This is a genomic window from Mesorhizobium sp. B2-6-4 (assembly GCF_006441495.1).
Taxonomy (GTDB): Bacteria; Pseudomonadota; Alphaproteobacteria; order Rhizobiales; family Rhizobiaceae; genus Mesorhizobium.
This window is the reverse complement of record NZ_VFUE01000011.1, coordinates 106,983-133,360: the sequence shown is the minus strand read 5'-3', so window position 1 is coordinate 133,360 and position 26,378 is coordinate 106,983. Positions and strand designations below refer to the sequence as shown.

Genomic DNA, 26,378 nt, shown 5'->3' with positions numbered 1-26,378 from the left:
TATGCGCTAGGTATCCCTAGTATACCAAGGTGTGGGAGCTGAAATGAACGGACAAACCGGGACGGTCCTTCACGAGAACGTGCGCCATGAAATCATGCGCCGGGTACGTGCTGGAGAATATGCGGTCGGCGAATCCCTGCCTTCAACAGCGGCTTTGGCAGAAGAGTTCGCGGTAAGCCCAATCACCATCAAGCGGGCATTGCGCGATCTCCAGCCCGCCGGGATCTTGCGTTCAGTGCCTGGGCTGGGGACCTTCGTGAGGGAGCAACGAAGGTTCGTTCGTGACCTCGATTTCTCGCTCACCTCTCACGACGACGCTTTGCGGCTTGGCTTGACGCCCACGATTCGCCTCCTTTCGCTGACGCAAGAAAAGATACAGGATCCGGCCTTTGATGCGCTTGAGCCGCCTGATGGGCTGATGTTGTGTGTTCGCAAGGTGATTTCCACCGACGGCACGCCGATTATGTATGACACCTCGTACCTGCCCCGTTCCTTGAGCGACGAGGTGGTTGGTGAGTTCGGAGAAAAGTTCATCAGCGACGCGTTGCGCGCTCACGGAACACAATTCACCAAAACCAAGTTGCTGATCGATGCCGCACCGGCTTCCGAGCAAGCCCAACAGACCTTCACGATCAAGAACGGATATCCAACGCTGCGTCGCCTCTATCGGTTGAGCACGACCGACAAGTCCTTCTCGGTCTTCGGCGTAACGGAATCGCCCTTCGACCGCCTGGCCTGCGTGGTGGAACTTGACGCGAGGGGCGAAGGCTCAAAGTCGAAAAGGTAGGGGCGACGCAACAGCTCGGCAAACCGGGCTGCGCAAAGCGACGATAATCAGAGACAGTCCAGGAGCAGGCGACCATGCTTCCAGCACCACCATCACCCGATGTGTCCCTTGACGAGCTGGCCATGCGGCTCGCCGCCGTCCGCAGCGAAATGGCCCAAGACGCGGTCGACTTCCTGGTTCTCACCAATCAGAAAAACATCGAGTATTTCACCGACTACCGAACATTGTCGTGGGGCTATCATTCGCGGCCGCTGTTCGTGGTGATCGACCACCGAGACATACTCGTCATAGCCAACCGGATTGAGTCCAGAAACCTTGAATCGAGGCCGAGGGCTTTTTCGATCGTCTACTATGCTGGCTATCTTGCGGAAGGCGCGCGCACCATCGTCCAGGAGATTTCCGCTCGCGATCCGGCTGCTACGACAAAGGCCGCGATCGACTATGGCCAGGACATGCTTGGTCGCGGTTCTCTGGAGATCGTGGATGGCTTGAGAGCGCGCGGCGGCCTGCTGGAGAGCGCCACGGACCTTTTGTGGCGAACCCGCGTCATCAAATCGCCGTTCGAGGCTGGCCTCAAGCGCATCTCCTTCGAGATCGTCAATGCTGCCTTCGATGATGCCGTTTCGCAGGCAAGTCTAGGCATTACCGAGGTCGAGCTTTGTCGGCAGATCCAGTCGCGTATTATCCTGAATGGAGCGGAATGCGCTGATCCGATTGCAATGACCTTCTGCAGGGGTGAGTTCAACTACAGCCGCCCACCCCAGATGCAGCCCCTTGCGGTCGGCCAGTACGCCTGGACCGATTTCCGGTCCACTTATGGTGGCTATCCCGCGGATAGAAATCGCATTGCCCGCGGCGGTCCACCCGAACGATGGGAGATCGATGCATACGAACGAACGCGCGGGCTCACGGTCGCGCTCGCAAATGGTGTCAGGGCGGGGATGACGTCCGGAGACGTTTTTGCGGCCTTTGAGCAGCTTTGGCGCGATGCAGGCTTGCCCCCCGCTTATGGTCTCGTTTCCCGGATCGGCCACGGCGGAGGGCTCGACGTCACCGAGCCGCCATCCATTTCAAAAAATAATCCCGAAATCATAAGGCCGGGCATGATCCTTCACCTTGAGCCCAAGCTGGAAATTGATGGCGCCGTCTTTCAGTTCGAGGAAGTCATCTATGTTCGCGACAAGGAAGTCGAATTCTTAAGTGAACTTTCGCCGGAACGGATGCCGGTCATCAATTAACGATTTAGTGGGCTCGCAGGTCGTGCCGTTTGGAAAAGGCTAAGGGGTGCCCGAGGGCCGACTGGTAACCCATATTGCAGTTCCTGCGCGGCACGAAGCAATTGACTGAAAACCGGAGACGTTTCGGAAATCCGGCAGTTGCCTGGCAGTTAGGGTGTGCCAAGAGACGGGCATTGCGCTGCCTGAGAGAACTGAACCGCGACTATGAAGCCACTCATCGTGATATGCACGCATGACGCGGAGTTTTATCTCGTGCTCAGCCACATTCTTGCTGTCGACGGCTTCACCAGTGCGCTGACCAGCAACGTGGATGAAATCTTTGAATTGGCCGCCGAGACAACGGTGCGGGCCTGCGTGCTCGATTGCCGGCCAGACAATCGTATGGCTGACAACTGTACCCGGCTCAGGCAGGACGCCCGGACAAGCGCCCTCCCTGTCATTGCGCTGATTGCAGCTGGTGCCGAGAACCAGCATCTGGCGTTATTGAAGTCCGGAATCAACGAAAGTTTCATGAGGCCATTGGCGCCGTCTAAGCTGCTCGACTACCTGCATTTCAAACTCGGAACCCGTCCAGAACCTGGCGTACGAACCCCGCCTGCTATGTCGCTGAAATATGGCGACGTCGAAATGACGGTCGACAGCCATCACGTGCGTTGCAACGGCAGAGAAATTCTGCTGGGACCGATCGAGTTCAGGCTGCTGCGGCACATGCTCGAGAACCCGGAAAAAGTGCTCAGCCGCGACGAGTTAATTGCGGTGGCCTGGCCGGACAATGTCTATGTCGGTCCGCGCACCGTGGATGTTCATATCAGCCGGCTGCGAAAGTCTCTTAAGCATTCCTCACATGGCGATATCATTCGCACTGTAAGGCTCGGTGGATACGCGCTGGAATATCACTCGTTTTGATCGTTGCCGTTTTATCGGCAGGCAAAAGATCACTGTCTCGCTAGGGCAGCGAGGTCAGAATGCGTTCTGGGGCGGCATCGCCGGTCATGGTTGTTGCGCCCGACACCAGGAACAGGCGGTCCGGCAGGTTGGGCAACGCCATTAATGTTACCTGCCATCGTGGCGACCATTTCATTGGTTTGGATGGTTGCAGCTCGCTCATTTGAGCCAGCCATCGTTTCCGCCCGCTGAAGCTGTTACGCAACCCGCCAGATACAGGCTCAAAAGTGAGATACAGAATGTCGCCTTCGCCATGCAACCTCTGTTTGCGCGCCTAACTTGGAGTGCTCAACGCTATCTGTGAAGAGGATGCGAAACAACGCACGCCATTCTCAATTATCCTCTCGACAGTCCAACAACTTGCGGCGAACGATCCACATGTGCGACCTGCGCAACGTCACGTGAGCAGCCGGACGAAGGGCCGCTTGAGATGGGCTAGAACTTTCGCCACATCTCCAGCGCGGAGGGTCCGTTATCGCGGAACACCGAATTACAAGGTTTTGTGGTATTATATCTGCTGGCGGACCCCAATCCGCCTGGCCGGCGTCCTGCCAAGTCGGGTTTACCCCACCCGCCCCCAAAGAAAAGGACGCCGGCCGCCTTGGCTTAGCACTGTGCCAAGTACATCGTTGTTCAAGTGGCCTATATCGAGCCTTTGTAACGGGTAGCCTCAATCCATAATGCGAGTGCAATAGCTGGCGACCGCCCCTTAACTTCCAAATCGCGGCCTCGATAGCCGCCAGCCGCGATCCATACTGTCTTTGAACGCTGATAGATTTTAATGCCCCGTGCGCTCGCCCAAGCGCACAGATATGCAAAGTCTCGCTTCATGATTTCCCCACACTCAGCAATCGAATTGCCCATAACTGCGAGGGCGGAGGTATGTTCCACGATGCTGAAGAGCCCGCCATCTTTCGGCAGCGGGCGAGTCTAAGAGTTGGTTGGCGACAACAGCATGGCGGGTATGTCATAGCCCGGGCTAAGCCATTTATGCTTTCTATGTTTTCCCTGTTTGTCGGGGTCAATTCCGCCAAAGCTCTATCGTATTGCGTGCCCGGCGATGCATGCAGACGATCGTTCGACTATCCAGCTTGGACCATTCTCCTTTCGTTGCAGCTATTGATCTGATCGTCACGGGCTCTAAAGCTCTCAGGTACCTCTGGCGTCGGTCGAAATAGCAAAGCCCGCCTTAGGCAACGGGAAGGCTCTGGAGTAGCTGCGATCAACCAGCATAGGCCAACGAGCGGCGGAGCGCTCCCGTTGCGCTCCATCCACTCGTTCCGGTCGGCGTCACCCCACTCGTTTCGGTCGTCGATGCCACACTGCCTGGCCAATCCATTCCTGCGACACCATGTTGGCGGCGACGTTCTGAATTGCCTTGCCCCTCTCGCCAGCAAATGTCTGCGCGGTGGGAGCCGCTTCCAAGTCAGCTGGGTGCAAGCTCGGCTGTCAGTCGGACCCCGATCAGCGGTCGTCTCTTTTGAGCATATTGTTATGGACTTACCTCTCGAAATACCCCCAATATTCAGAGGGGGAGATCGAATGAAGGCGAAGGCATTTCTTGCGAGCGCGGCCGTGTTCATCGGTGGGTGCTCAGCAAACACGAATGTTTCCAGTAGTGATCTTACGGCTCGGGGCGGCGGTCGCGGTTGCCGCCAACAACGGCTACGGCGGTGGATATTACCGCCCACCCCCTACCGTCTACGGCGTCGCGTGGGACCAATTCTACGACCAGTTCTACAATCTAACTTGGCGATGCCGTGACAAGGCCACGGGGCGGTTCGTCGACGACTACTATTGCAACGGCATGCCGATGTTCGACAGCGCCTGGCCCGGCTGGTCGGCGTAGGATCGCTATGGACCAGGCGCCCCACGAGAGCCGACCCGACCCGTTCCGTAAGCGCACTGGCGCCAAACGGTCACGGCGGCGGCGTCCGGCGCAAGTACTAAGGCGATTGATCTTCTTAACGGTTGCCGCAGCTGGCGCGCTCGCCGCGCAGGCTGCATGGCAGCAGAGTGAAAACCTACCTGACCTAGCATCGAAGTGGATCGGTTCCAGTCCGGAGCCGATCGCCGGTGTCGCTTCGGTCATCGATGGCGACACGATAGAGATCCATGGACAGCGCATACGCCTCAACGGCATTGACGCGCCTGAGTCAGCCCAGCGATGCGAAGATGCCAAGGGTTTTCGCTACCGGTGCGGCGCGAACGCCGCGGCAGCACTCGACGGATTCCTGGCCGCTTCGGGGCCGGTCAGATGCACCTTCGCCGCGTGGGATCCCTACAACCGTTTTGTAGGCAACTGCCGGCGTGCGGATGGCGCCGACGTCGCAGCATGGATGGTCGAACATGGCCAGGCGCTCGACTGGCCCAAATACAGCCACGGCGCTTATGCTGGGCAGCAGGCAAAGGCCGAGGCGGCCAAGCTGGGGCTTTGGATCGGGTCTTTTCAGGCGCCGTGGGAATGGCGCGCTGGGCATGGAAGCAATGCCCAGCCGTCGGTGGGACGGCCGCTCGGCATCGTCAGCCGCGAGCTGGTCGCGCAGAGCGGCTATTCATGCGAGCCGCGGCGCACGTGCCGGAGGATTGGTTCTTGCGATGAGGCTCAATGGTATCTCCAAAACTGCTCTTGGGGCGGGAAGCTGGATCGAGACGGCGACGGCATTCCGTGCGAACCGCTTTGCTAGGTTTTCGGGGGGAGGACAGCTAACGGACAATAAGTTTTACAACCGTGTCGGCGGCGAGCGGATCTCGTCGCGCCAGATCGACGAGCTCATCGGCCTCGCGCGAGGCCTTGCGGCAGACGGCACTATCAACAAGGCCGAGATCGAGTTCCTTCAGAAATGGTTGGCTGCGAATGGTGAGATCAGCAATCAGCCGATCATCCGAACTTTGTACCGGCGGGTCAATGATATCCTCTCTGACGGCGCGGTCGATGCCGATGAACACGCCGAACTATTGGATACGCTGGACAGCTTCTCGACGCGTGACTTCGAGCTCTGAGAGGTACTGAAGTCAACAACCCTGCCGCTATGCGATCCGGCCCCGACGTTAACGTTCGCCGGCCGGCTCTATTGCTTCACGGGCACGTTCAATTTCGGTCAGCGAAAGCATTGCGAACAGGCTATCGCGGACCGCGGGGGCATCTCCGGCGGCCTTAGCCAGAAAACGGAAGTTTTGGTGATCGGCGCCTACGCCACCGAATCATGGAAGCATTCCTCATTCGGCGATAAGATCGTCAAGGCCACCGCTTGGCGTGACCAGGGATTGCCAATCTCGATCGTCGCCGAAAGCCACTGGGCGAACTTTCTCTGAGCGACCCCAAGGGACCGAGGTGATGCGACCGCGCTCCTGGGGCAAATCCTCCCGGCGGAAGCGGTCATTTCTGCTGCGCCTCTGGTCTCTTCACAGGGCATTTCGCGGTCAAGGCTGACCGGGTCCACCATCGCTCCAGCCAAAAGTTTCAGGTCCGAGTCCTGGCCCAGCGAGAACTGGTTCGGCAACGAGCAGAAGCAGGTGGTCGTGCGGCGGGCGGAGGCCCTGGCGCACGTCGCCGCCGCCATGGCGTCGTCACCAAATAGTGCTCCGCTGGCCGATCGTGTTCGGCCTGCTGCCTTATCAACTTTTTTTGATGAACACTGGTGAGGTGAAGCCGCTCTCAAATCGTTCACGGCAGGTCTTGTCGGTTGAGCCCGGCAGTTAATGACGGTTGGATCGATGACGTTAAAAATCACCATTGGACCGCCTCGGTTAGCAATCAACCAGGGGCGCAGCTTTCTTGTGACTGAACCGGACGGCGAGATCGCCTGGCCCACGAACAACGGGTTATATGCATCTGACACACGGCTGATATCCAGCTGGCAGATCTTTGCCAATGGGCAACCATGGGACCTCCTCAATTCCGGAAATATCGCCTACTTCGCAGCCAAGGTCTATCTCGTGAACCAGGCGTTCGAGACGGAAACAGGCCATGTGCCGGCGGGCAGCCTGGGGCTGGTGATCGGCCGAGCGTTGGATGAGGGGCTACATGAGGATCTTGATCTCGTAAACCACGGGCCAAAGGCTGTGCGGTTCAATTTGGAAGTTGCTATGCGCAGCGACTTTGCCGACCTGTTCGAAGTCAAGGGCGGCCCGATCATCCGCCGCGGACGGATCACAACGGATTGGTCGTCCAAACCGGCACGCCTTCGCACCTCCTACGTCAATCAGGATTTTAAGCGAGAGGTCACGGTTAAAATCCGTCGGACGACCAAGAAGCCCGTCTATGCCAACGGCCGGATCAGTTTCGACATTAAGCTCGAACCGGGCGCGGTATGGCATGCTTGCCTTCTCTATGACTTTGGCAATGGTGATACGGTCTATCGGGCACCGCGCGTCTGCATCGACCAAGCCCTTGGCTCTAAAGCGGCGAAACGTCTCGCAGGATGGCGGGGCAGTGCCCTGAACTTCAGCTGTTCCAATGACGAATTTCACCGCTTCTATCATCAGGCGGTCGAAGACATGGCCGCGCTGCGGCTGCCGATCGAAGGAACGGACGAGCTAGAATATGTCCCGGCTGCCGGACTGCCTTGGTTCATCGGTCTGTTCGGTCGTGACAGCCTGATAGTCTCGCTTCAGAATGCGCTGGTCTACCCAGATTTTTCGCGCGGTGCCCTGGACGTTTTGGGACGCTTTCAAGCAACCGAGCGCGACGACTACCGCGATGCGGAACCAGGAAAGATAATGCATGAGCTTCGCACCGGCGAACTCGCTCATTTCAATTTGATCCCCCATACGCCGTATTACGGCACGGCCGATGCTACGCCTCTTTATCTCATCGTGCTTCACAACACTTGGCGATGCACCGGTGACGCCAGCCTGCTCGACCGACACATCGCCACGGCCGAGAAGTGCCTGGATTGGATTGACCGCTATGGGGACCGTGACGGTGACGGGTTCCAGGAATATGAAACCCGCTCGGCTTCGGGATATGAAAATCAGAGTTGGAAAGACGCAGGCGATGCCTTGGTTTATACAGATGGCACGCTGGTAAAGGGACCCAAGGCGCTTTGCGAATTGCAAGGCTATGTCTACGATGCTTGGCAGCGCATGGCTGAAATCTTCGATGCCAGAGGCGACGGCGGACGTGCTGAGCAGCTTCGTGTCAAAGCCAAGAGCTTGTTCGACCGGTTCAACCAGGTCTTCTGGGACGAGGCGTCCGGCTTTTACGCTTTTGCGCTGGATGGCGACAAGAAACCGGTGCTGAGCGTCGCCTCCAACCCTGGTCACTGTCTTTGGTCGGGAATAATTCCACCCGAACGAGCCGCCAGGGTGGTGCAGCGGCTAATGATGCAGGATATGTGGAGTGGTTGGGGTATCCGGACGCTTTCGGCCGATCACCCTGCCTACAATCCACATTCCTATCAATGTGGCTCCGTGTGGCCGCATGACAACGGACTGATCGCGCTCGGTTTCCGACGCTATGGCTTCTCGGCGGAAGCTTGTCGCCTCTCTCGCGACGTGAGCAGCGCCGCAATCTACTTCATGCAACATAGAATGCCAGAGCTGTTCGCCGGGTTGTCGCGAACGCCCACAACGTTCCCGGTGCAGTATAAGGGAGCGAATGTTCCGCAGGCCTGGGCGGCCGGGTCGTGCTTTTCGCTCCTGCAGGCGATCATCGGCTTCCAGCCCGACGCTCCAAATGGCAAGCTGTATATTGATCCCAGACTGCCGGACTGGATGCCTGAATTCACCTTAAAAGACCTGCGGCTCGGCAAGAAGCGGCTCGAACTCCATTTCTGGCGCGCCGGCGCCGAGAGCTGTTGGGAAGTTCGAAGTGGCGATCCTTCCCTGGTGGAGGCGCGCAGTTGCGCGACCGGGCCCTCTTTGCGCTAGGTTGCCGGTTGCGGTGCGCCGTTCGGTGTTCTGGTTAGCTGTGTATCGACATAGCTGGGCGGTGAACCAACGGGCGCGCTAAATGCTTGAACGGCTAGAGTACGATCCGCTTGCCCGCGCCTGTGGCAAGCAATTCAGCAACGTGCAGGGTTTTTCGCCCGGTCCCCTGCTCGATCTGCTCGCGGCAACTAAAGCCGTTTGCGAGGATCATGACGTCGGCAGGTGCGGCTCGCACGGCTGGCAGGAGCACGCGTTCTGCCGCTGCCATCGAGACTTCGTATTTGGCTGCCTCGAAGCCGAACGATCCGGCCATTCCGCAACACCCCGACTTCATCACCTCATGAGCGAGGCCGATCTTCTTGAGAACGCGTATTTCGGCGTCCGGCTTGATGACTGCGTGATGATGACAGTGGATCTGTACCAGAGCCTGACCATCTACCCGGAGATCCTGAAGGGTTTCGAGGTTTCGATCCAGGAACTCGGTCAGCAAAAATGTTTGGGCGCTAAGCCGTCTGGCGCGGTCGTCAGTCGGAAACAGTCCTAAAAGTTCGTCACGGAACGCGCTGACGCATGCCGGCTCCAGGCCGATGAGCGGCGTGCCGGAAGCGATTTCCTGCTCCAGGCTCGTCATCACCTCCAGCCAGAGTGCCTTTGCCTGGTCCAGCATGCCCCAATCGTAAAGAGGGCGGCCACAGCACAGATGCCGGTGTGGGATGACGACGTCGAAGCCGAGCGACTCCAGAAGCTCGGTCGCCGCGATCGCGGTTGCGGGACGGAAGTAGTTGTTGAAAGTGTCGGGCCACAGCATCACACGCGAGCCTCCGCCCCTGACTCTCATGCGACGGCGAAACCATTCGCTGAAGCTATGACGAGCATATGCGGGGATTGAGCGCTCCGGCGCTATGCCGCCCACCCATTTCGCGGCCGTCGAGATGCCGGGCGCATGAGTAAGCGCGTTGATCAGCCATGGCGCACGCTGCGCGAGTTTCGACCAACGCTCGATCAGGCCCATCGAATAGGCGGCGCGGGGTCTAAGGCGGCCCCTGTAGTGGTGCGCCCTAAACTCAGCCTTGTAGGTCGCCATGTCGGTGTTGACCGGGCAGTCGCTTTTGCAGCCCTTGCAGCCAAGGCAAAGATCGAGCGCCTGCTCGACCGCGCGGCTCTTCCAGCCATCTGTGATCGGCCCCTCCCGCATCATCTCGAACAGCAGGCGGGCACGTCCACGGGTCGAATATTGTTCCTCCCGTGTGGCCATGTAGCTCGGGCACATGACGCTCTTGTCGCTGTCGGTCCTGCGGCAGGACCCGACGCCGACGCAGCGGCGCGTCGCTGAAAGAAAGCTGCCGCCGTCCTCGGGATAGGCGAAATAGGCATCGACTTCCTCGGGGTGGAATTCCGGTCCCGAACGCAAGTTTGAGGTGATCGGGTAGGGATCGACGACCTTGCCGGGATTCATCATGCCCGCGGGATCCCAAATCGCCTTGAACTCTCGGAAGGCCTGAATCATTTCGGGGCCGTACATCTTCTCCAGCAATTCGGCCCTGGCCTGGCCGTCGCCGTGTTCGCCCGAGAGCGTGCCGCCGTAGCGAACCACAAGATCGGCGGCATCACGCATGAAGGCGTTGAAGTTGACGAGGCCTTTTTCGGTTCTTAGATCGAAGTCGATGCGGCAATGGATCAGCCCGTCGCCGAAATGGCCGTAGACCGATGCCTCGTAGCCATGACGATGAAACAGGGCCTTGAGGTCGCGCAGATATCGGCCCAAGTTGTCGCGGTGGACGGCGCTGTCCTCCCATCCCGGCCCTCCCTCAGGCCAGTCCGGCACGTGCGCTGTGACCCCGAGCGCTGCCTCGCGCAGTTCCCAAATCTTGGCCTGCCGCCGTTTGTCGGCCACGAGTTCGACTGGATTTCCCTTCCGCTCGAAGGCATCGAGCAGTCTGCGCGCCGCGGCCTCGGCCTCATCGCGGGTATCAGCGCCGAACTCAGCAATCAGCCAGCCCTTGCCTTCCGGCACCAACTCGGCATCCTCACGATGGACACCTTTGCGCACCACGAATTCGACGAGCATGTCGTCCATGCCTTCGCACGCGATTGGATTGAACGGCAGCACTTGGGGGACCGCATCGGCAGCCTCGAACACGTCCTTGAAACCAATGACGGCGAGCACGCGCTCGGGCGGACTGGCGATCAGCTCGAGCGTTGCTTCGAGAATGGTGACGCAAGTCGATTCGGTCCCGACCAGCGCGCGCGCCACATTGAAACCGTTTTCAGCAAACAGCTGATCGAGATTTTCGTAACCCGATACGCGGCGCGGGATCTTAGGATAGCGCTCTCGGATGAGGCCCTCATAGCGATGGCGAAAGTCGTCCAATTGAAGATAGATCTCGCCCGCCCGGCCGCCCGCCGCAAGAATACGCCTGAACTCGGCGTCGTCGGTGCGGCCGACCTTCAATCTCATTCCGTCATATGTCAGGATTTCAAGCGCCTCGACATTATCCGAGGTGCGCCCCGACATGATCGAATGCACACCGCAGGAATTGTTGCCAAGCATGCCGCCGAGCGTGTTGTGGTCATGTGTGGCGGGATCCGGCCCGAAGGTCAGATGGTGTTGCTCGGCGGCGCTTCTAAGCGTGTCGAGCACGCAGCCTGGCTCTACGCGCGCCAGCCGCCGCTCCGGATCGAGCGCAACGATGCGGTTCAAATACTTTGAAAAATCGATGAGCACCGCGACGTTGCAGCCTTGTCCCGCAAGGCTCGTTCCACCGCCGCGCATGACCATCGGCGCTCCGGACTTGCGGCAAATCGCCATGGCCGCCACGACGTCGTCCACCGAACGGGGAATGACGACGCCAATGGGCACCTGCCGGTAGTTCGATGCGTCCGTCGCATAAAGCGCGCGGCTGCCATCATCGAACCGGACCTCGCCCTCGATTGTGCTGCGCAGTGCTGCTGCAAGCTCTTTGACAGATCCGTCGGTCGGCACGAACGCGCTTCTGACCCGTCCGTTGCCGCCGCGTTCAATGCGCCGCACAGGGCGCCGGATGCCCGCCCGCGCATGGTCTACTTCGATGACATGGCTCATGGGCTCTCTCCCGCGGGTCGGAGCAAGAAGCGTTCCGCGTCAGCGGACTTGAAGACAAGACCGTGCCCCGGGCGGGTCAGATCCGGCCGGATGACGCCGCCGGACGGGACGGGAGCACCATCGAACAGCATGTGTTCGATGCGGACATGGTCGTGGAACCATTCAAGATGGCGCAAACGCGGGATGGCGCACGCGGCATGCAGGTGAAGTGCGGGCGCACAGTGGCATGATAAGGGCAAGGCGTAGGCGTCGCAGAGAGCGGCCGCGCGTATAAACCCGGTGAAGCCACAGCAGCGCGTGACATCCGCCTGAAGCACATCGACCGCGCCGGCCTCGATCATACGGCGGAAATAAAAGGGCTCGTGGCCATATTCGCCGGCGGCGATGTCTATTCCCGGCGGTGCGCGGTCGCGCAGCAGACGCAGTCCCTCCAGATCGTCGCTCGAGACAGGCTCCTCGAACCAGCTGATCCCGAACGTCGGAAATCGCTCGGCGAACCATAAGGCCTGTTTGCGCGAAAAGGCGCCGTTGGCGTCTACGAAGAGTTCAGCGTCACCGATCGCCTGCCTCGCGACACGGATTCGACTAAGATCGTCCGCCGGATGCGTGCCGATCTTCATCTTGACGAAACGGCAGCCGTCCTGCTCCACCCAGGCCGCGAGCTGGTCGCGCACACGCTCGTCGGAGTAGGAGGTGAAACCACCACTGCCATAGATGGGCACCTCCAGGCGCTCGCATCCGAACAGGCTCGCGAGCGGCAGATCGAGAATGCGAGCTTTCAAATCCCAAAGTGCGGTATCAACTGCCGAGATCGCGGTGGCGCATAGCCCCCGCCAGCCGATATTGCGCACTGCGCGGACCATTTCGGCCCAGTGCTTTGGAATAGAGAAAGCATCTTTGCCGACAACGAGGGGGGCCAGCACGTCGATCACGATCGCCGGCACGGATGCCGCAGAATAGGTGTAGCCCAGGCCGCTTTGTCCGGCGGCGCTTGCGGTCACAACGACCACCGTGGTGCTGTCCCAGGAAATCGTCCCGTCTGCCTCTGGCGCGTCTGTCGGGATGCAGAAGGCCTGCGCCGTGACTTGGTTGACAATTGGACCGCTCGCTACCACGGGCTCGCCTCAAACGATTTCGCGAACCACATTGGAGGCGATTGTCAGCGCGATCTTGCCCCGCGCCGGCGTTCCGCGTGCCAGCGACTCGGCCAGGTGACCGACCTGCTTCAATGTCGCCTTTGGCGGCATTGGCGGCTCGTGCGGATCGACCACCGCCTCCACCAGCGTCGGGCCGGCATTCGACAAAGCTGTCTCCAACACCTCGCCGCATCGGGCAGGATCATCGACGCTGAATGCCTGGAGGCCGAAGCCGCGAGCAACGGCCGCAAAATCGATTGGCTGTAGCTCGCAGGCATATTCCGGGTTGCCCAGGAACACCATCTGTTCCCATTTGATCTGTCCCAGCACGTTGTTTTTGATGACCACGATCTTTACGTTCAGATTGTACTTCACGCACGTTGCCAATTCGCCGATCAGCATGGTGAGCCCGCCATCCCCGACAAAGGCGATGATTTGCCGGTCGGGGTATGCGATCGCGGCCGCAATTGCATAGGGCAGGCCGCAGGCCATTGTTGCGAGGTTGCCCGAGCAGGAAAACATCATGTCGCCGCGCATCGCTAGGTGGCGGGCAATCCAGGTGGTGATCGTGCCAGAGTCCGTCGCCACGATCGCATCATCATGGACAAGCTTGTTCAACTCGTGCGCCACCACTTCCGGTTTCATGGGCTTGTCGTCACGCGTGCCGCGCTCCAGCATGACATCGTTCCAGTCCTTCACGCCTGCCTGGGCTTCTTCCAGAAACGAGCGGTCCTCGCGGAATTTCAGCAGCGGCAGTAGCGCTTTGAGCGTTGTCTTGACATCGCCGACCAGTCCGGCCTCAACCGGGTAGCGCAGACCCACGCGCTTGGGATCGATCTCGATCTGAACCGCCTTGGCCTTCCCCGGTTCGGGATAAAATTCGATATAAGGGAAGCTCGACCCGCAAATCAGGAGCCGGTCGCAACTCTCCAGCGCTTCTTGTGAAGGCTTGGTGCCGAGCAGACCGATGCCGCCGGTACAAAAGGGGCTGTCGTCGGGAATGACGCCCTTTCCGAGCAAAGGCTTGATGACCGGGGCACCGAGCAATTTGGCCGCATCGAGAATCTCGGAGCGTGCGCCAAGCGCGCCACGGCCGGCCAAGATTGCAGGTCTCTTTCCGGAATTCAGGATATCGGCGGCGCGCGCAAGTTGGTCTTCGCTCGCCATCTGAGCCGAGTGCGCCATCAAGTCCGAGACATGTTCAGGAACGTTGCGTTCTGAGCGACGTGCCGATTTTAGCGGTTGCGATTGCATGTCGGCCGGGATCGTCACATGTGCCACGCCCCGATATGCAAGTGCAGTGCGGCAGGCCAGTTCAACAACATTTTCGACATGAGCGGGACCCATCACGCGGGTGTTATAGACGCACACATCCATGAACAGCTTGTCGAGCTCGACATCCTGTTGGGTGAAAGTATGCAAAAGGTCGTGGAACTGCAGGCCGGTGATGGCAAGCACGGGCTGTCCGTCGAGCTTGGCGTCATAGAGGCCGTTGAGAAGGTGGATCCCGCCCGGTCCGGAAGTCGCAAGGCAAACACCCAGCCGTCCTGTCCACTTGGCGTAGGCGCAGGCAGCGAAAGCTGCGGCTTCTTCGTGGCGGACCTGGATGAAGCGCACCTTGTCCTGATGCGTCCTCAGCGCTTCAACGATGCCGTTGATGCCGTCACCGGGCAGGCCGAAAACTGTGTCCACGCCCCAGGCGATAAGGGTTTCGACCAGTACGTCGGCTGCGGTGAGAGAAGCCATGAGATTACCTCGCGAGACACGACACCCGATTCAACTGTGAAGGACATTCCAACGACCGTGTCCCGCGTGTGTTCCAGCCAGATTTGGCGGTGTCCCGGGTGCTGCGCGTCGGGAGCTCTTGAGTGAATGTCTCGCGGTAGTCAATTAAGAGGCAACCTCACCAGATCGTCGGCCCTAGCCCCGGGGATCCATTAAAAAGAAACCGTCGTCGTAGAGAAGAATAAGGCTCTCACTGGTCAGATTCTATTCGAGGCACTGGAGAAATTCGACTTAAAGCACTGCGACAAGAGACGCTGTGTTGCGCTGACAGTGAATGAGATCATGGTCTAGATTGGAGAACTGCGACCTCCACAAAGGGCATTTGCGACAAGCGTCGTCCGCGACACACGGAGTCGTGATCGGCGTCTGGTCGTGGGTACTCGGCCCTGATAGTGCGCGGGTTCTTGTTGCCTATGGCGGTGGATGCGAGTGGCAGGGAACTACCGAAAGGTCCAGCCGTTGATCGCGGACCCTGATAGCCTTTGGCTGGACCCCAATGTCCCTGCAAGATGGCAATGCGAGAAAAACTGTGGTCGTGACGGGGGCGTCGGCTGGCGTTGGCCGCGCCACGGCGGTCGCCTTTGCGCGCCGTGGCTACGATGTCGGGCTGATCGCACGCGGCCGGGACGGCCTGGATGGCGCGCGCCGGGAGGTTGAGGCAACCGGCCAACGCGCCTTGGTCCTGCCGCTCGACATTGCCGATGCGACCGCCGTGTTCAGCGCAGCTGAAAGGATCGCAAGCGAGTGGGGCCACATCGACGTATGGGTTAACGACGCGATGGCGACCGTCTTCGCGCCTTTCGCCGAAATCGAGCCCGAGGAGTTTCGTCGCGTCACCGAAGTAACCTATCTCGGTCAAGTCTTCGGGACCATGGCCGCGTTGAAACACATGCGCCAGCGAGGTACCGGGACGATCGTGCAGATCGGGTCCGCGTTGAGCTACCGAGCCATTCCGTTGCAGTCTGCCTATTGCGGCGCAAAGTTCGCTATCCGAGGATTTACCGACGCGCTTCGAAGCGAACTCCTGCACGAAAACAGCCGCATCAAGATAACCATGGTGCAGTTGCCGGCGGTCAATACGCCTCAATTCGACTGGGCGCGCAGCCGTTTGCCGAAGCGTTTGCAACCGCTCCCGCCAATCTATCAGCCGGAAGCCGTTGCCGATGAGATCGTGCAAGCTGCACTAAAACCTCCGCGCGAGCTATGGATTGGTCTTTCGGCCCTGAAAGCCATTGTTGGAACCATCTTGCTACCGCGGGTCGGGGACCGGATTCTAGCAAGGCAGGGCTACGCTGGGCAGATGACTGCGCAGCCGGCGCGAACCGCCCGCCCGGACAATTTGTTCGAACCAGTAGCGGGCGATCATGGCACCAGAGGGCGCTTCGGCAGGCAAGCCAGGAACAGGGTGTTGACGATCGATCCAGTCCGGCTAAGGGCGGGGATCGCGGTCACGTTGCTGGGCATTGTCGTCGGCGCCGCGATTTCCGGCCGTTTCCCATTTAAGCTCCAACGAACCCGCTTGCGTCGCGACTGAATTGAAAGGCCCGTTGCAAACACGCTCGCAGTTCTCTCCACCTTCGATCGTGCGCCCCGCCCTCCCCGGCCTGCCTAAGGCAAGGTGCCCGTTTACGCGCCCTTCCGCTCGTCATTGCGTCGAAATGCGGTCATACAAAGCACTGTCGATGCATCCCCGATCTTGTCCGCATACAAAGCTTGGAGGCCATCTCGAGGCGCTTTGCATTGCCTCTGACACCGCGTCGCGCGTTTTTATTGGCGCCTGGGCGCGGGAGGTGTGGCACCGATCGGGGCCATGCGCGCCTGCTGGGCTTGTGCCTACCAGCGACTGGCCCCCGCGGAATTGGAAGCGGGCGCACTCAGAGGCCGAGATAGGCACGGCGGACCTCGGGATCATCGACCAGATCCTTGGCGGCTCCCTGGTGGACAATCCGGCCGCCTTCCATGACGTAGCCGCGGTCGGCCGCCGAAAGCGCCAGATGCACGTCTTGTTCGACCAGGAGGATCGTCACTCCTTCTTCACGGATGGTCGCCAGCACGCCCATCAACTGCTCGACCACCACCGGAGCGAGCCCCAGGCTCATCTCATCGATCATCAAAAGGGTCGGCGCGGCCATTAGCCCTCGCGCCAGCGCGCACATTTGCTGCTCGCCACCCGACATCGAACCGGCAAGCTGCCGCTTGCGCTCCCCAAGCCGGGCAAACAATCCGTAAATGCGATCGAGGTCTCGCGCGATGGCCGCCTTGTCGTGGCGCTGATAGGCACCCATAAGCAGATTGTCCTCGACGGACATGCGGTCGAACAGCTGCCGGCCTTCTGGAACTTGCACCAACCCCGACCCGAACGCCTGGTCTGACGTCATCGGCACGAGGTCGTGACCGGCGAACTCGATCGCACCGGTGCAGCCGATCACACGCGATAGCGCGCGAAGCAGCGTCGTCTTGCCGGCGCCGTTGCCGCCGACAAGCGCTACGATCTCTGCCTTGTGCACTTCAAGAGAGAGGTCGTGCAGAACCGGCATGGCGCCATACCCCGCGCCAAGACCCGAAACCTTGAGCAAGGCGCCGGGCGTTCCCGCTCGCATGTTCATGCACGCCTCCTTCCAAGATAGGCCTCGATCACCACTGCGTCGGAAAGCACGGTATCTGGCGCACCATCGGCGATCTTCACACCATGATGCAGAACGAGCAGTCGATCTGACAGGCTTTTGATCGCCTTGATGACGTGCTCGATAACAATGATCGCTATGCCCTCGCGACGCACCTTGCGGATGACGTCGATCACTTCGTCAATTTCGACATGGTTCAGGCCCGCCATGACCTCGTCGCACAACAGCAATTTGGGTTCCATGGCGAGTGCTTTGGCAAGTTCCAACCGCTTTCTGGCCGGTCCGCCAAGCTCGTCCGCGCGCTGGTCGATAAAGCGCCCAAGCCCGACAAAATCGAGATGAGCACGCGCCTTCTCGCGCGCGTGGGCGAGATCGGCTTCGCCGCCGCGTCCAAACAAGGCGCCGACGGCGACATTGTCCAGAACCGACAGGCCAGGGAAAGGGCGCATGATCTGGAAGGTACGACCGATGCCGAGACGCGCGCGCCGAAATGCCGGCAGTTTGGTGATGGATTTTTCCTGAAAGACGATGTCGCCGGAAGTCGGCGCCAGCGTGCCGCTGATCAAGCTGACCAGCGTCGTCTTGCCGGCGCCGTTGGGGCCAATGACACCAAGAATTTCGCTTTCATCAAGAACGAAGGAAACATCGTTGACGGCGACCAGACCGGCAAAGCGGCGGGTAACATGCTTAACGTCCAGGACCGAGCTCATATGCGGTGCGCCCGGATATTCTCGACGAAATAATGCCATCCCGACTTGCGGAAGCGGCGTGCTATATCGGCCAGGCCCCGCGGCATCAGCACCACGGCGGCAACTACCACGACGCCGAAGAATAGGCCGGCCACGCTGGTTGCCTCACTCGACAGGAATTCAGAGACGGCCGAAAGCGTCAAAGCCCCGACGACGGGCCCCAGCACTGTGCCTGGACCGCCGAACACGGCCATGATGATCATCTTGACGTTCAGGCTGATATCGAACGCGCTTTCGGGGTCGAGGAAGGTGATCCAATAGGCGTGGATGCCGCCTGCGAGCGCGCTGAAGACGCCGCAGAGGGCGAAAGCGAGCACCTTGTAGAGCGTTGTATTGACGCCCATCACCGCGGCCGCCTCCTCGTTTTCACGGATGGCGATCAGCCCGAAACCGAAACGGCTGCGCGTCAGCCACAAAACGGTTAGCGTCGCCAGCACCAGCAGTCCCAGCGCAAGTTCGTAAAAAAGAGGATCGTTGTTAAGCGGCGGCAGCACGAGGCCGATATTCTGGCCGGCCACTTCGACGTTGGAGACAATGGCAATCATGACCTGCGCCAGCGCCAGGGTGGCAATCGCGAAATAATGCCCCTTGAGTCGCAACACCGGCAGGCCAAGTAGAAAGGCGAATGCGACTGCCATCGCCACGCCGAAAACCAGCCCGGCCACGAAAGGAAGTTCCCACTGGACCATCGCAATGGCGACACCATAGCTGCCAAGGCCATAGAACACGGAATTGCCGAACGAGGCATAGCCGGCATACCCGCCGATGATGTTCCAGCCTTGGGCGAGAATGGCCAGCAGAAGGGCATTGATGCCGAACTGGACGAGCACGTCCGAGCCGAACCAAGGCAGCGCGGCGAGCACGGCTACTCCCGCCACCGCCGCGATGATGCGCGACCGTATCATGCGGTCCTACCTAGCAGCCCGCTCGGCCGCACGACCAACACCGCGACCAGGACGCCGAAGCTCGCCACGTCGGCAAAGGTCGCGCCGACGTAAAGCACGGCTAGCGATTCGATGATGCCAAGGAAGAGACCCCCGACGAGCACGCCGAATGGATTGTCCAGCCCCCCGATGATGGCGATGGCGAAACATTTGGCGGTCAGCGTCGCGCCAATGTAGGGATTTATCTGCGACACCGTGCCGTAGAGGCCACCCGCAGCACCAGCCAGTCCGATTCCGATACCGAACGTGACCGCATAGAGATGACGCGGCTCGACACCATAGAGCCGCGCCGCCACCAAATTCTGCGCAGTCGCCCGGATGGCGCGGCCAAGCCTGGTTCGCAAGAGGAAAACCCACATTGCTAGTGTCAGGAGGATGGCGACACCGAACGCCATTAGCCTTGCCTGCGGCAGTACAATGGGACCGATCGCGATGCTGTTGCCGGCGTAGGGAGGGTTGATGGTGCGGAAGTCGGCTGAAAAGGCCAATTGTGCCAGATAGGTCAGAACCACCTCCAACCCGAAGGTGATCAGCAAGGTGTTGAACATCGGCGCCCGTACCACGAGGTTGAGCAGTCCGCGTTGCACGACATAGCCGAAGGCAAACATGATCAAGGCAGTAAGAGGGAGTCCGAGAAACGGGTCGATCCCGAAATATGTGTAGAGGTGCCATGATAGGTAGGCGCCCAGCATGATGAACGCGCCATGCGCCAGGTTGACGATGTTGAGCACGCCCCAGACGAGGGCGAGCCCAAGCGCCATGACGGCGTACAGCCCGCCCAGCAGGCTGCCATTGATTAAGATTTGCGCAAGCAGATCCACGCCGCTGCCCTCGCCTTTCAAACCCTTTGGCGATCAGCGTTTGTCCCAGGCCGGCATCGGGTATTTCGGCTTGGTGATGAATCCGCTTGCGCCGTAGATTGCCGCGACCGCTCCGCCCTGGACCTGGATTACGGTTTGCGGCAGGTCGATCTGGCCGTTATCGGCGAACGCGATCTTGCCGTAGAGGCTGTCCAGGTTGAGCTTGGCGATCGCGTCTCGAACCTTGGCCGGATCGGTGCCGCCCGCATCCTCGATCGCCTGGGCTAATGCTTCGACGTCGGCTGCCCCGGAGGCGGCGTGGTAGTCGGGATCATAATTATATTTCGCCTTGTATTCCTTGGCGAAACTGGCCGCATCGCCGAACCATTTGTCCTTGAGCTCGGCCGACGGCAGCCACGCGGTCATTCCAAATGCATATTCAGCGTCGGCACCGAGCGCCTTGCGGAAATCCTCGCTCGGCACACCGACAGTGAAGGAATAGAGTTTTGGTGCCACGGCAAGGCTTTTTGCCTGACGAACGAAATTGAGAATTTCGGTCTCGTGACCGGCGACCAGCACCGCCTCTGCGCCCTTGCTCTTGATTTGCGAGAGCAGCGAGTTGAAGTCGCTGGCGTTGGAACTGTACTTCTCGTCCATGACGATGGTTAGGCCCGAATCCTTCAACAACGACCGTGTGCCCTTGGCAACAGAAACGTCGAACGAATCATCCGCATAGAGAAGTGCTACGGAGTTCGGCATTGGGTCAAGCTCTTTCAACATCTTCACCGTTGAGCCGAAATAGTTGCTCGCTGGTGCCAAGGTACCAAAGATGTATTTGAATTTACGCGAGAAAATCTGATCGGACGCACCGCCGCCCTGAACCATCGGTATCTGGTACTTCTCCGAAATAGCCGAATCGGCCAGGGCGAAATTCGATGCGAACGGTCCAAGCAGCAGGGCGACCTTGTCTTGCGAGACCAGCTGCGTGTACTGCCGTACGCTCAGATTCACATCCGACTGGTTGTCGTATATCTTCAGCGCCAACTTGCGCTTTTCACCGCCCACATTCACGCCCCCCGCCGCATTGATCTTGTCGATCGCGAATTGGTAGGCATCCTTGTAGTAGCGGCCGGTATTCGCGGAGGGGCCGGTCAACTGTATGGAGGCGCCCAGCACGATATCGTCCGCCGATGCCACGGCCGACGACAGCGCGAAAGCCGTCCCAGCCAGCAGCATGCCAGCCATGTAGAGAGTTCGATTGAACATTTTATAAGCTCCTCCCATCGTGTTTTGCCTTGGGCAAGGCGCCGTACGACGCGCCTCAAGCCACTGGCAAACATCGTTGGCCAAAGCCTGAAATTGGCGCTTCATCGGTTCACGGCAAGGGCGTCGGCGCGCTATTCGCATTCGAACGTGAACTGTGCGACATGATAATCCGACCTTGTGGGGCCGTACTGACCAGCGAGACCTCCTCGCCGGCCCTGCATAGCGGCCGGTGAACAGCGTCGCTCGAGAAGGCCACGAGCTCGCCCTACCGTATGTCGGCGCGAAGCCCGGCAAGCTCCGCACGATCCTTGAGTTTTTGGACATACAGCGCTTTGTGAGGACGTCGCGGTTTCGCTGACGCAATGTGAGCGAGCCGCCCTCCGGCAAGAGCGACTCGATGAACGGTGGCAATTTGCCTTGGATCGTCTCGCGAATGAGCGGCGGATTGCCTGGCTGGTGAGCAGGCTTCCACAGCCACTCGAAACCGTTATGGGTCAGCTGTCAAAGCGAGGTCCCGTGCCAGCAACGAGAAACGCCAATGCGGACTTGTTGCCGGCGATTTTGTCGGCGTCGGCCAGAAGATAGCGTTCTGCCCCCTGCCCTTTCCGACATCAGCTGTTCTCGCGGGCGAGCGCCAAACCGCGTCCGCGGCTGCTTGCGGCGATCCAAACTTAACGGTGTATACGCACAGCCAGTTGTGCCTGCATCTGCCCGGGTATTGCACTTGCATGCTCGCCGCACGCCGGAACGCTTCGCAAGGGGCAGCCGCCCTGCCCCGCCAGCATCGCTGCAATGTGAGCTGCCAATGATCTCAGGTGGGTCGATTTCCGACAGAAGCGCTTTACGACACGTCAAAGTGGATTCCCGGTGGATCGATCGCATTTGGGCCGCAGGCGCGTCTATGCCAGCAAGAAGCGCCGTTGTGCGGTTTGAGCAGCGCTTGGCGGATGGCACCCATTAGCGCTGGGCGGGTTGGAGCCGCCCAACCGGGACCGGTCCGCTTTTGCCACCCTAGCCGGTTGACCGGCGCGGTCTTTACTGCCGTAAAAGTTGCTCTTTGTGGCAGAGAAAACATGCAGTTAGCCGCTGACCGGCAGAGTTCTGGGGTCGAACGACAAGCAGCCGCCATGGCGACGATTTCGCTATTCGGCAGTAAGGAGGCCTGCCGGTGACGTTAACCTTCTGTTAACCTAAAACTTCTTGCCGGCCTGTCCGAATCGGAGCTTAATGGCGCTTGTTGAATAGTTTCTTCGCAAAAAGCGCCAATTCAGGTTTCGACAAGAATGAATATCGCCATGCGGCTACCACGCTTCGAGTTCGATGACAAAATTCTCGAGCAGGGTGCTGAGATATCGCGACGCCTCAATCAGCTGCGCATGGAGAAATTTCCACCCAACGCGACCAAGACGCTGCGTTCATTTTCCATGGCAGAAGTCGCCCACTATCTCGGTGTATCGCAAAACAATCTGAAGCGGCTTCACCTTGAGCGCAAGGGCCCTTTGCCGGAACAGATGCCTTCCGGGCGCCGCTCCTACACGGCCGCGCAGATACTCGAACTTCGCCATTTTCTGGACCAGCATGGCAGGACCGAAGTCAAGAAGTATGTCCCGCACCGCAAGCCCGGCGACAAGCTCCAGGTCGTTGCGGTCGTCAATTTCAAAGGTGGCAGCGGCAAGACAACGACTGCCGCCCACCTCGCCCAGCACTTGGCTCTGACAGGTCACCGGGTCCTTGCGATCGATCTCGACCCGCAAGCCTCGCTGTCCGCTCTGCATGGATTTCAACCGGAGCTCGACCGCAACCTCTCGCTCTATGAGGCGATCCGTTACGATGACGAGCGCCGGCCGATCTCCGATGTGATCGTGCCGACGAATTTTCCTGGCCTGGATATCATTCCGGCCAATCTCGAGCTGCAAGAGTACGAGTATGACACGCCGCTCGCTATGCAGGACAAATCGTCCGCTGCCGGCCGGCAGTTCTTCGTCAGAATTGCAAACGCCTTGTCCGAGGTGGACGACCGCTATGACGTGGTCGTCGTCGATTGTCCTCCGCAACTTGGCTATCTGACTCTAACGGCCATGTCGGCGGCGACGTCTGTTCTGATCACCGTTCATCCCCAAATGCTCGACCTCATGTCGATGAGCCAGTTCCTTTTGATGCTCGGCGGCATCTTGAAGACCATCAAAGCCGCCGGCGCGGCGATCGAGCTCGATTGGTTCCGCTATCTGATCACGCGGTACGAACCGACAGACATTCCGCAAGCCCAGATGGTCGGCTTCATGCAGTCCATGCTTGCTGGCCAGATCCTCGAAAATCCGATGCTCAAGTCGACAGCAATCTCGGATGCGGGGCTGACGAAACAGACGCTCTACGAAGTGGAGAAGTCGTCTTTTACCCGCTCAACGTATGACCGGGCCCTTGAATCGCTGGACGCCGTGAATGCGGAGATCACGACACTTATTCACCGCGCTTGGGGACGGACATGACGACGCGGTTTACGGCAGTAAATAGTGGCAATTTTTGCCGTAAAATCAGACCATTAACCGCGAATCGGAGCGATTGAATGGCACGCAAGGACATTTTCGGAAGTGTCATGGGTCCCGCAGCGGCAATCGCCGATGCCCAGGACGTCTCAAGCTACGCCGTTCGTGGTGCATCGCGCTCGATCATACAGTCGTTCCAGGAGCTCTCGAAGGGCTCAGTCGTCGATCTCGATCCGGATTTGGTCGACACCTCATTCGTCTCGGACCGTATCGACGATGACGATGAAGCGTTTCAGGAGCTGCTGGCGGCAATTCGGGAACGAGGGCAGGATTCTCCTGTGCTGGTCAGGCCCCACCCTGAGATTTCGGGACGCTTTCAAACGGTCTTTGGCCACAGGCGCGTCAGGGTTGCCCGGCAGTTGGAAAGGCCTGTGCGCGCCGTCGTCAAGAAGATGGACGATAGGGACCATGTCATCGCCCAAGGCCAGGAGAACGCCGCCAGAGCTGATCTGTCCTTCATCGAGCGGACGCTTTTTGCGGACCGCATCCTCAAGCGGGGCCATTCGCCTGATACGGTGAAGTCGGCCCTTGCGCTCGACGATACGACCTTCTCCAAGATGCGCTCCGTGACCAGCACCATTCCAGAGCAGGTCATTTTGGCGGTAGGGGCTGCCAAGGGCGTTGGCCGAGACCGTTGGTGGCAGCTAGCCAAGCTTATGGAACATCCTGGTGCCGCGGCGAAGGCCATGGAGTGCGTGAGCCTCGCCGATTTCGCGCAGCAAGGCAGTGACGCCCGCTTTGCCCGTCTGTTCGACCTTATGAGCGCCTCGGAAAAGCGCCCGCGCGCAGCAGCGAAGCCCAAGGAGCGGGCCTGGATGCCCCAGGACAAATCCGTTCAAGCCAAGATCACCGACACGGGAAAAGCGTTCACGCTTGCTTTTAAGTCTAAGGAAGCATCGCCCTTCGGCGCATTCATTGCCGGCAAACTCGATGAGCTTTTCGAGGCGTTTCGGGAGTCGGAAATGGCGAAGAAAACAGGAGACTAGGACCGCAAAAGAAAAAGGCCCCCGAACGTCACCGTCGCGGAAGCCCTTCTCACGTCTGTAGCAAGCTGAGAATCGCATTTCCCCGAATCACTGTCAAGAGTCGTGGCGCCGTTTCGGCGAGCAGATTTCTTTTGCCTGATTGAAAGGTGAGGGAAATGGAGAGTGGGTACGCGACGACGCCCTTTGGGCGGCGGCCGATGACGCTTGCGCTGGTGCAGGCGAATGCGGCATCACGGGAGATCCCGCAAGGATCTGCTGTCGAAAAATGGCAAGTCTACCGTTGGCTTTGTGAAGGTAAGTCCATCATCGGCGTGGGTGACCGCGCCCTGGCAGTGCTGAACGGGCTGTTGTCCTTCTACCCGGATGACCAGGTCAGTGAAGAAAACGGCTTGATGGTTTTTCCGTCGAACGCACAGTTGTCGCTGCGCGCACACGGCATGGCCGAGTCCACGCTTCGGAGGAATCTGGCTGAGCTGGTGAGTTGCGGGCTGATTGTGCGCCGCGACAGTCCGAACGGCAAAAGGTTTGCTCGCAAAGGGCATGGCGGGACCATTGCGGAGGCATTCGGGTTCTCGCTGGCGCCGCTGCTGACACGGGCAGCGGAATTCCAGCGAGCGGCGGAGCAGGTCCGGTCCGACGCTCTGGCTCTCAAGTTGATGCGCGAGCGGATCACGCTCCATCGCCGCGATATTCAAAAGCTTGTCGAGGCCGCGATCGAGGAGGGCGCCGCTGGCGACTGGGGAGCGGTCTGGAGACGGTTTAGGGCTATCGTGGAGTCAATTCCGCGCCGGGCCGGCCTGTCCGATCTGGAGAGGATCGTTGTAGATCTGGCCGAGCTCCACGATGAAGTGGATAGGATGTTGGAAAGCTTTATGAATTCCACGAATCCTAGCGCCAATGAATCCCATAATGAGCGGCAGCAATCTGATTCAAACACAGACTCTACTTTTGTATTTGAACCGGCTTTCGAAAAAAGCAGGGCGGCGGCCGAGCCAGCATCTCCTCCGGCTGAGAAGCCGAGAGGCTACCCGATTGGACTGGTCCTGCGGGCTTGTCCCGAAATTGCGGACTATGCCGTCAACGGGATCGAAAACTGGCGCGACTTGATGATGACCGCCGCCCAGGTGCGGGGATACCTTGGCGTTTCGCCCTCAGCTTATGAGGAGGCTTGCCATGTGATGGGCCAGGAGGTTGCCGCGATCGTGATCGCCTGTATTCTGCAAAGGGCGCAGCATATCAACTCGGCCGGCGGCTACCTGCGTGTGCTGACCGACAAGGCGAGGGCGGGAGAGTTTTCGGTAGGACCGATGCTCATGGCAGCTCTGAAGGCCAATGGGGCAGCAGCAAGAATGACCGGATGATGACGGGCGCCACAATTTGTGCGGGCGCTCGACCAAACGACCGCTCTGCCTGTAGATGCTTAGCCGACTTTGTCGTGTGAGACCTTGCCCCCTGCATGTCATCGCACGACCAGACAAACGTTACGATCCTGAAGCCACCGGGCTCAAAAATGCTTCCAGCTGGCGGCATAGGCGCGACGGGTGTTTGCCGAACTCACGACCTCGACATAATCGCGGTCGGCTCTATCCGCGTGTGTACTAGGGCGGTGGCAGCAGCCC

Annotated in this window: 21 protein-coding genes; 12 read left to right on the top strand and 9 right to left on the bottom strand. The window is 59.7% G+C overall.

Annotation, left to right across the window (positions count from 1 at the left end; genetic code table 11):
- Window positions 1-43: 43 nt before the first annotated feature.
- From FJ426_RS16915 to FJ426_RS16905, 3 genes are all read left to right on the top strand, one after another.
- Entirely contained in the window at window positions 44-787 is a 744-nt protein-coding gene (locus FJ426_RS16915; RefSeq protein WP_140825398.1) for a GntR family transcriptional regulator, read from the top strand.
- Window positions 788-861: 74 nt separating this feature from the next.
- Window positions 862-2,025: an aminopeptidase P family protein gene (locus tag FJ426_RS16910; protein ID WP_140825397.1), complete on the top strand. Its 1,164-nt coding sequence runs from the start codon at window positions 862-864 to the stop codon at window positions 2,023-2,025.
- A 204-nt stretch (window positions 2,026-2,229) separates the two neighbouring features.
- Entirely contained in the window at window positions 2,230-2,931 is a 702-nt protein-coding gene (locus FJ426_RS16905; protein ID WP_140825396.1) for a response regulator transcription factor, read from the top strand.
- A 40-nt stretch (window positions 2,932-2,971) separates the two neighbouring features.
- Here the strand turns inward: FJ426_RS16905 and FJ426_RS16900 are convergent, their stop codons facing one another.
- On the bottom strand, window positions 2,972-3,229 hold the full coding sequence (locus tag FJ426_RS16900; protein WP_140825395.1) for a hypothetical protein: 258 nt from the start codon (window positions 3,227-3,229) through the stop codon (window positions 2,972-2,974).
- Between the two features lie 1,347 nt (window positions 3,230-4,576).
- Here FJ426_RS16900 and FJ426_RS16895 point away from each other — a divergent pair.
- The 5 genes from FJ426_RS16895 to FJ426_RS16880 all read left to right on the top strand — a co-directional run bounded on the left by FJ426_RS16895 (window position 4,577) and on the right by FJ426_RS16880 (window position 8,844).
- Window positions 4,577-4,819: a hypothetical protein gene (locus FJ426_RS16895; RefSeq protein ID WP_140825394.1), complete on the top strand. Its 243-nt coding sequence runs from the start codon at window positions 4,577-4,579 to the stop codon at window positions 4,817-4,819.
- Between the two features lie 106 nt (window positions 4,820-4,925).
- On the top strand, window positions 4,926-5,657 hold the full coding sequence (locus FJ426_RS16890; protein ID WP_246675559.1) for a thermonuclease family protein: 732 nt from the start codon (window positions 4,926-4,928) through the stop codon (window positions 5,655-5,657).
- On the top strand, window positions 5,569-5,973 hold the full coding sequence (locus FJ426_RS31845) for a hypothetical protein (protein ID WP_246675572.1): 405 nt from the start codon (window positions 5,569-5,571) through the stop codon (window positions 5,971-5,973). The genes FJ426_RS16890 and FJ426_RS31845 overlap by 89 nt, the downstream gene beginning before the upstream one ends.
- Window positions 5,974-6,150: 177 nt before the next feature.
- The gene (locus FJ426_RS32045) at window positions 6,151-6,285 is read left to right on the top strand and encodes a hypothetical protein (protein WP_281405492.1); all 135 of its coding nucleotides are present in this window, start codon (window positions 6,151-6,153) and stop codon (window positions 6,283-6,285) included.
- A gap of 402 nt (window positions 6,286-6,687) precedes the next feature.
- Window positions 6,688-8,844, top strand: coding sequence for a glycogen debranching N-terminal domain-containing protein (locus tag FJ426_RS16880; RefSeq protein ID WP_140825392.1), 2,157 nt, complete (start codon window positions 6,688-6,690; stop codon window positions 8,842-8,844).
- 94 nt (window positions 8,845-8,938) lie between these two features.
- On the opposite strand, the gene FJ426_RS16875 is transcribed toward FJ426_RS16880, so the two are convergent.
- From FJ426_RS16875 to FJ426_RS16865, 3 genes are read right to left on the bottom strand one after another with little or no spacing between them, the layout of a single operon-like run.
- A complete protein-coding gene (locus tag FJ426_RS16875; protein WP_140825391.1) occupies window positions 8,939-11,926 on the bottom strand; it encodes an FAD-binding and (Fe-S)-binding domain-containing protein in 2,988 nt (995 codons plus the stop codon).
- The gene (locus tag FJ426_RS16870) at window positions 11,923-13,041 is read right to left on the bottom strand and encodes an enolase C-terminal domain-like protein (RefSeq protein ID WP_140825390.1); all 1,119 of its coding nucleotides are present in this window, start codon (window positions 13,039-13,041) and stop codon (window positions 11,923-11,925) included. The genes FJ426_RS16875 and FJ426_RS16870 overlap by 4 nt, the downstream gene beginning before the upstream one ends.
- A 9-nt stretch (window positions 13,042-13,050) precedes the next feature.
- Window positions 13,051-14,808, bottom strand: a complete 1,758-nt coding sequence (locus FJ426_RS16865) for a thiamine pyrophosphate-dependent enzyme (protein WP_140825389.1) — start codon at window positions 14,806-14,808, stop codon at window positions 13,051-13,053.
- Window positions 14,809-15,343: 535 nt separating this feature from the next.
- Here FJ426_RS16865 and FJ426_RS16860 point away from each other — a divergent pair.
- Window positions 15,344-16,381 (top strand): SDR family oxidoreductase, encoded by a 1,038-nt coding sequence (locus tag FJ426_RS16860; protein ID WP_140825388.1) that lies wholly within the window; start codon window positions 15,344-15,346, stop codon window positions 16,379-16,381.
- Window positions 16,382-16,721: 340 nt separating this feature from the next.
- Here the strand turns inward: FJ426_RS16860 and FJ426_RS16855 are convergent, their stop codons facing one another.
- The 5 genes from FJ426_RS16855 to FJ426_RS16835 are packed head-to-tail and all read right to left on the bottom strand — an operon-like array spanning window position 16,722 to window position 21,209.
- A complete protein-coding gene (locus FJ426_RS16855) occupies window positions 16,722-17,447 on the bottom strand; it encodes an ABC transporter ATP-binding protein (protein ID WP_181167369.1) in 726 nt (241 codons plus the stop codon).
- 2 nt (window positions 17,448-17,449) lie between these two features.
- Window positions 17,450-18,181, bottom strand: a complete 732-nt coding sequence (locus FJ426_RS16850) for an ABC transporter ATP-binding protein (RefSeq protein ID WP_140825386.1) — start codon at window positions 18,179-18,181, stop codon at window positions 17,450-17,452.
- Window positions 18,178-19,125 carry a branched-chain amino acid ABC transporter permease gene (locus FJ426_RS16845; protein ID WP_140825385.1) on the bottom strand — a complete coding sequence of 316 codons (948 nt, stop codon included), beginning with the start codon at window positions 19,123-19,125 and terminating at the stop codon, window positions 18,178-18,180. Before FJ426_RS16845 ends, FJ426_RS16850 begins: the two co-directional genes overlap by 4 nt.
- Entirely contained in the window at window positions 19,122-19,985 is an 864-nt protein-coding gene (locus FJ426_RS16840; RefSeq protein WP_140825384.1) for a branched-chain amino acid ABC transporter permease, read from the bottom strand. Before FJ426_RS16840 ends, FJ426_RS16845 begins: the two co-directional genes overlap by 4 nt.
- Before the next feature lie 33 nt (window positions 19,986-20,018).
- Window positions 20,019-21,209, bottom strand: a complete 1,191-nt coding sequence (locus FJ426_RS16835; RefSeq protein ID WP_140825383.1) for an amino acid ABC transporter substrate-binding protein — start codon at window positions 21,207-21,209, stop codon at window positions 20,019-20,021.
- A gap of 1,304 nt (window positions 21,210-22,513) precedes the next feature.
- Between FJ426_RS16835 and repA the strand changes: the two genes are divergently transcribed.
- The 3 genes from repA (at window position 22,514) to repC (ending at window position 26,120) form a co-directional block, all read left to right on the top strand.
- Window positions 22,514-23,716, top strand: coding sequence for a plasmid partitioning protein RepA (gene repA / locus FJ426_RS16830; protein WP_140825382.1), 1,203 nt, complete (start codon window positions 22,514-22,516; stop codon window positions 23,714-23,716).
- A 77-nt stretch (window positions 23,717-23,793) separates the two neighbouring features.
- Window positions 23,794-24,759 (top strand): plasmid partitioning protein RepB, encoded by a 966-nt coding sequence (gene repB, locus FJ426_RS16825; RefSeq protein WP_140825381.1) that lies wholly within the window; start codon window positions 23,794-23,796, stop codon window positions 24,757-24,759.
- A gap of 155 nt (window positions 24,760-24,914) precedes the next feature.
- On the top strand, window positions 24,915-26,120 hold the full coding sequence (gene repC, locus FJ426_RS16820) for a plasmid replication protein RepC (RefSeq protein WP_140825380.1): 1,206 nt from the start codon (window positions 24,915-24,917) through the stop codon (window positions 26,118-26,120).
- Window positions 26,121-26,378: the final 258 nt, after the last annotated feature.

Coding starts and splice junctions, on each gene's coding strand:
- FJ426_RS16915 (WP_140825398.1), top strand. CDS start 44: ATGAACGGACAAACCGGGACGGTCCTTCACGAGAACGTGCGCCATGAA.
- FJ426_RS16910 (WP_140825397.1), top strand. CDS start 862: ATGCTTCCAGCACCACCATCACCCGATGTGTCCCTTGACGAGCTGGCC.
- FJ426_RS16905 (WP_140825396.1), top strand. CDS start 2,230: ATGAAGCCACTCATCGTGATATGCACGCATGACGCGGAGTTTTATCTC.
- FJ426_RS16895 (WP_140825394.1), top strand. CDS start 4,577: ATGTTTCCAGTAGTGATCTTACGGCTCGGGGCGGCGGTCGCGGTTGCC.
- FJ426_RS31845 (WP_246675572.1), top strand. CDS start 5,569: ATGAGGCTCAATGGTATCTCCAAAACTGCTCTTGGGGCGGGAAGCTGG.
- FJ426_RS16880 (WP_140825392.1), top strand. CDS start 6,688: ATGACGTTAAAAATCACCATTGGACCGCCTCGGTTAGCAATCAACCAG.
- FJ426_RS16875 (WP_140825391.1), bottom strand. CDS start 11,926: ATGAGCCATGTCATCGAAGTAGACCATGCGCGGGCGGGCATCCGGCGC.
- FJ426_RS16865 (WP_140825389.1), bottom strand. CDS start 14,808: ATGGCTTCTCTCACCGCAGCCGACGTACTGGTCGAAACCCTTATCGCC.
- FJ426_RS16860 (WP_140825388.1), top strand. CDS start 15,344: ATGTCCCTGCAAGATGGCAATGCGAGAAAAACTGTGGTCGTGACGGGG.
- FJ426_RS16855 (WP_181167369.1), bottom strand. CDS start 17,447: ATGCGAGCGGGAACGCCCGGCGCCTTGCTCAAGGTTTCGGGTCTTGGC.
- FJ426_RS16850 (WP_140825386.1), bottom strand. CDS start 18,181: ATGAGCTCGGTCCTGGACGTTAAGCATGTTACCCGCCGCTTTGCCGGT.
- FJ426_RS16845 (WP_140825385.1), bottom strand. CDS start 19,125: ATGATACGGTCGCGCATCATCGCGGCGGTGGCGGGAGTAGCCGTGCTC.
- FJ426_RS16835 (WP_140825383.1), bottom strand. CDS start 21,209: ATGGCTGGCATGCTGCTGGCTGGGACGGCTTTCGCGCTGTCGTCGGCC.
- repA (WP_140825382.1), top strand. CDS start 22,514: ATGAATATCGCCATGCGGCTACCACGCTTCGAGTTCGATGACAAAATT.
- repB (WP_140825381.1), top strand. CDS start 23,794: ATGGCACGCAAGGACATTTTCGGAAGTGTCATGGGTCCCGCAGCGGCA.
- repC (WP_140825380.1), top strand. CDS start 24,915: ATGGAGAGTGGGTACGCGACGACGCCCTTTGGGCGGCGGCCGATGACG.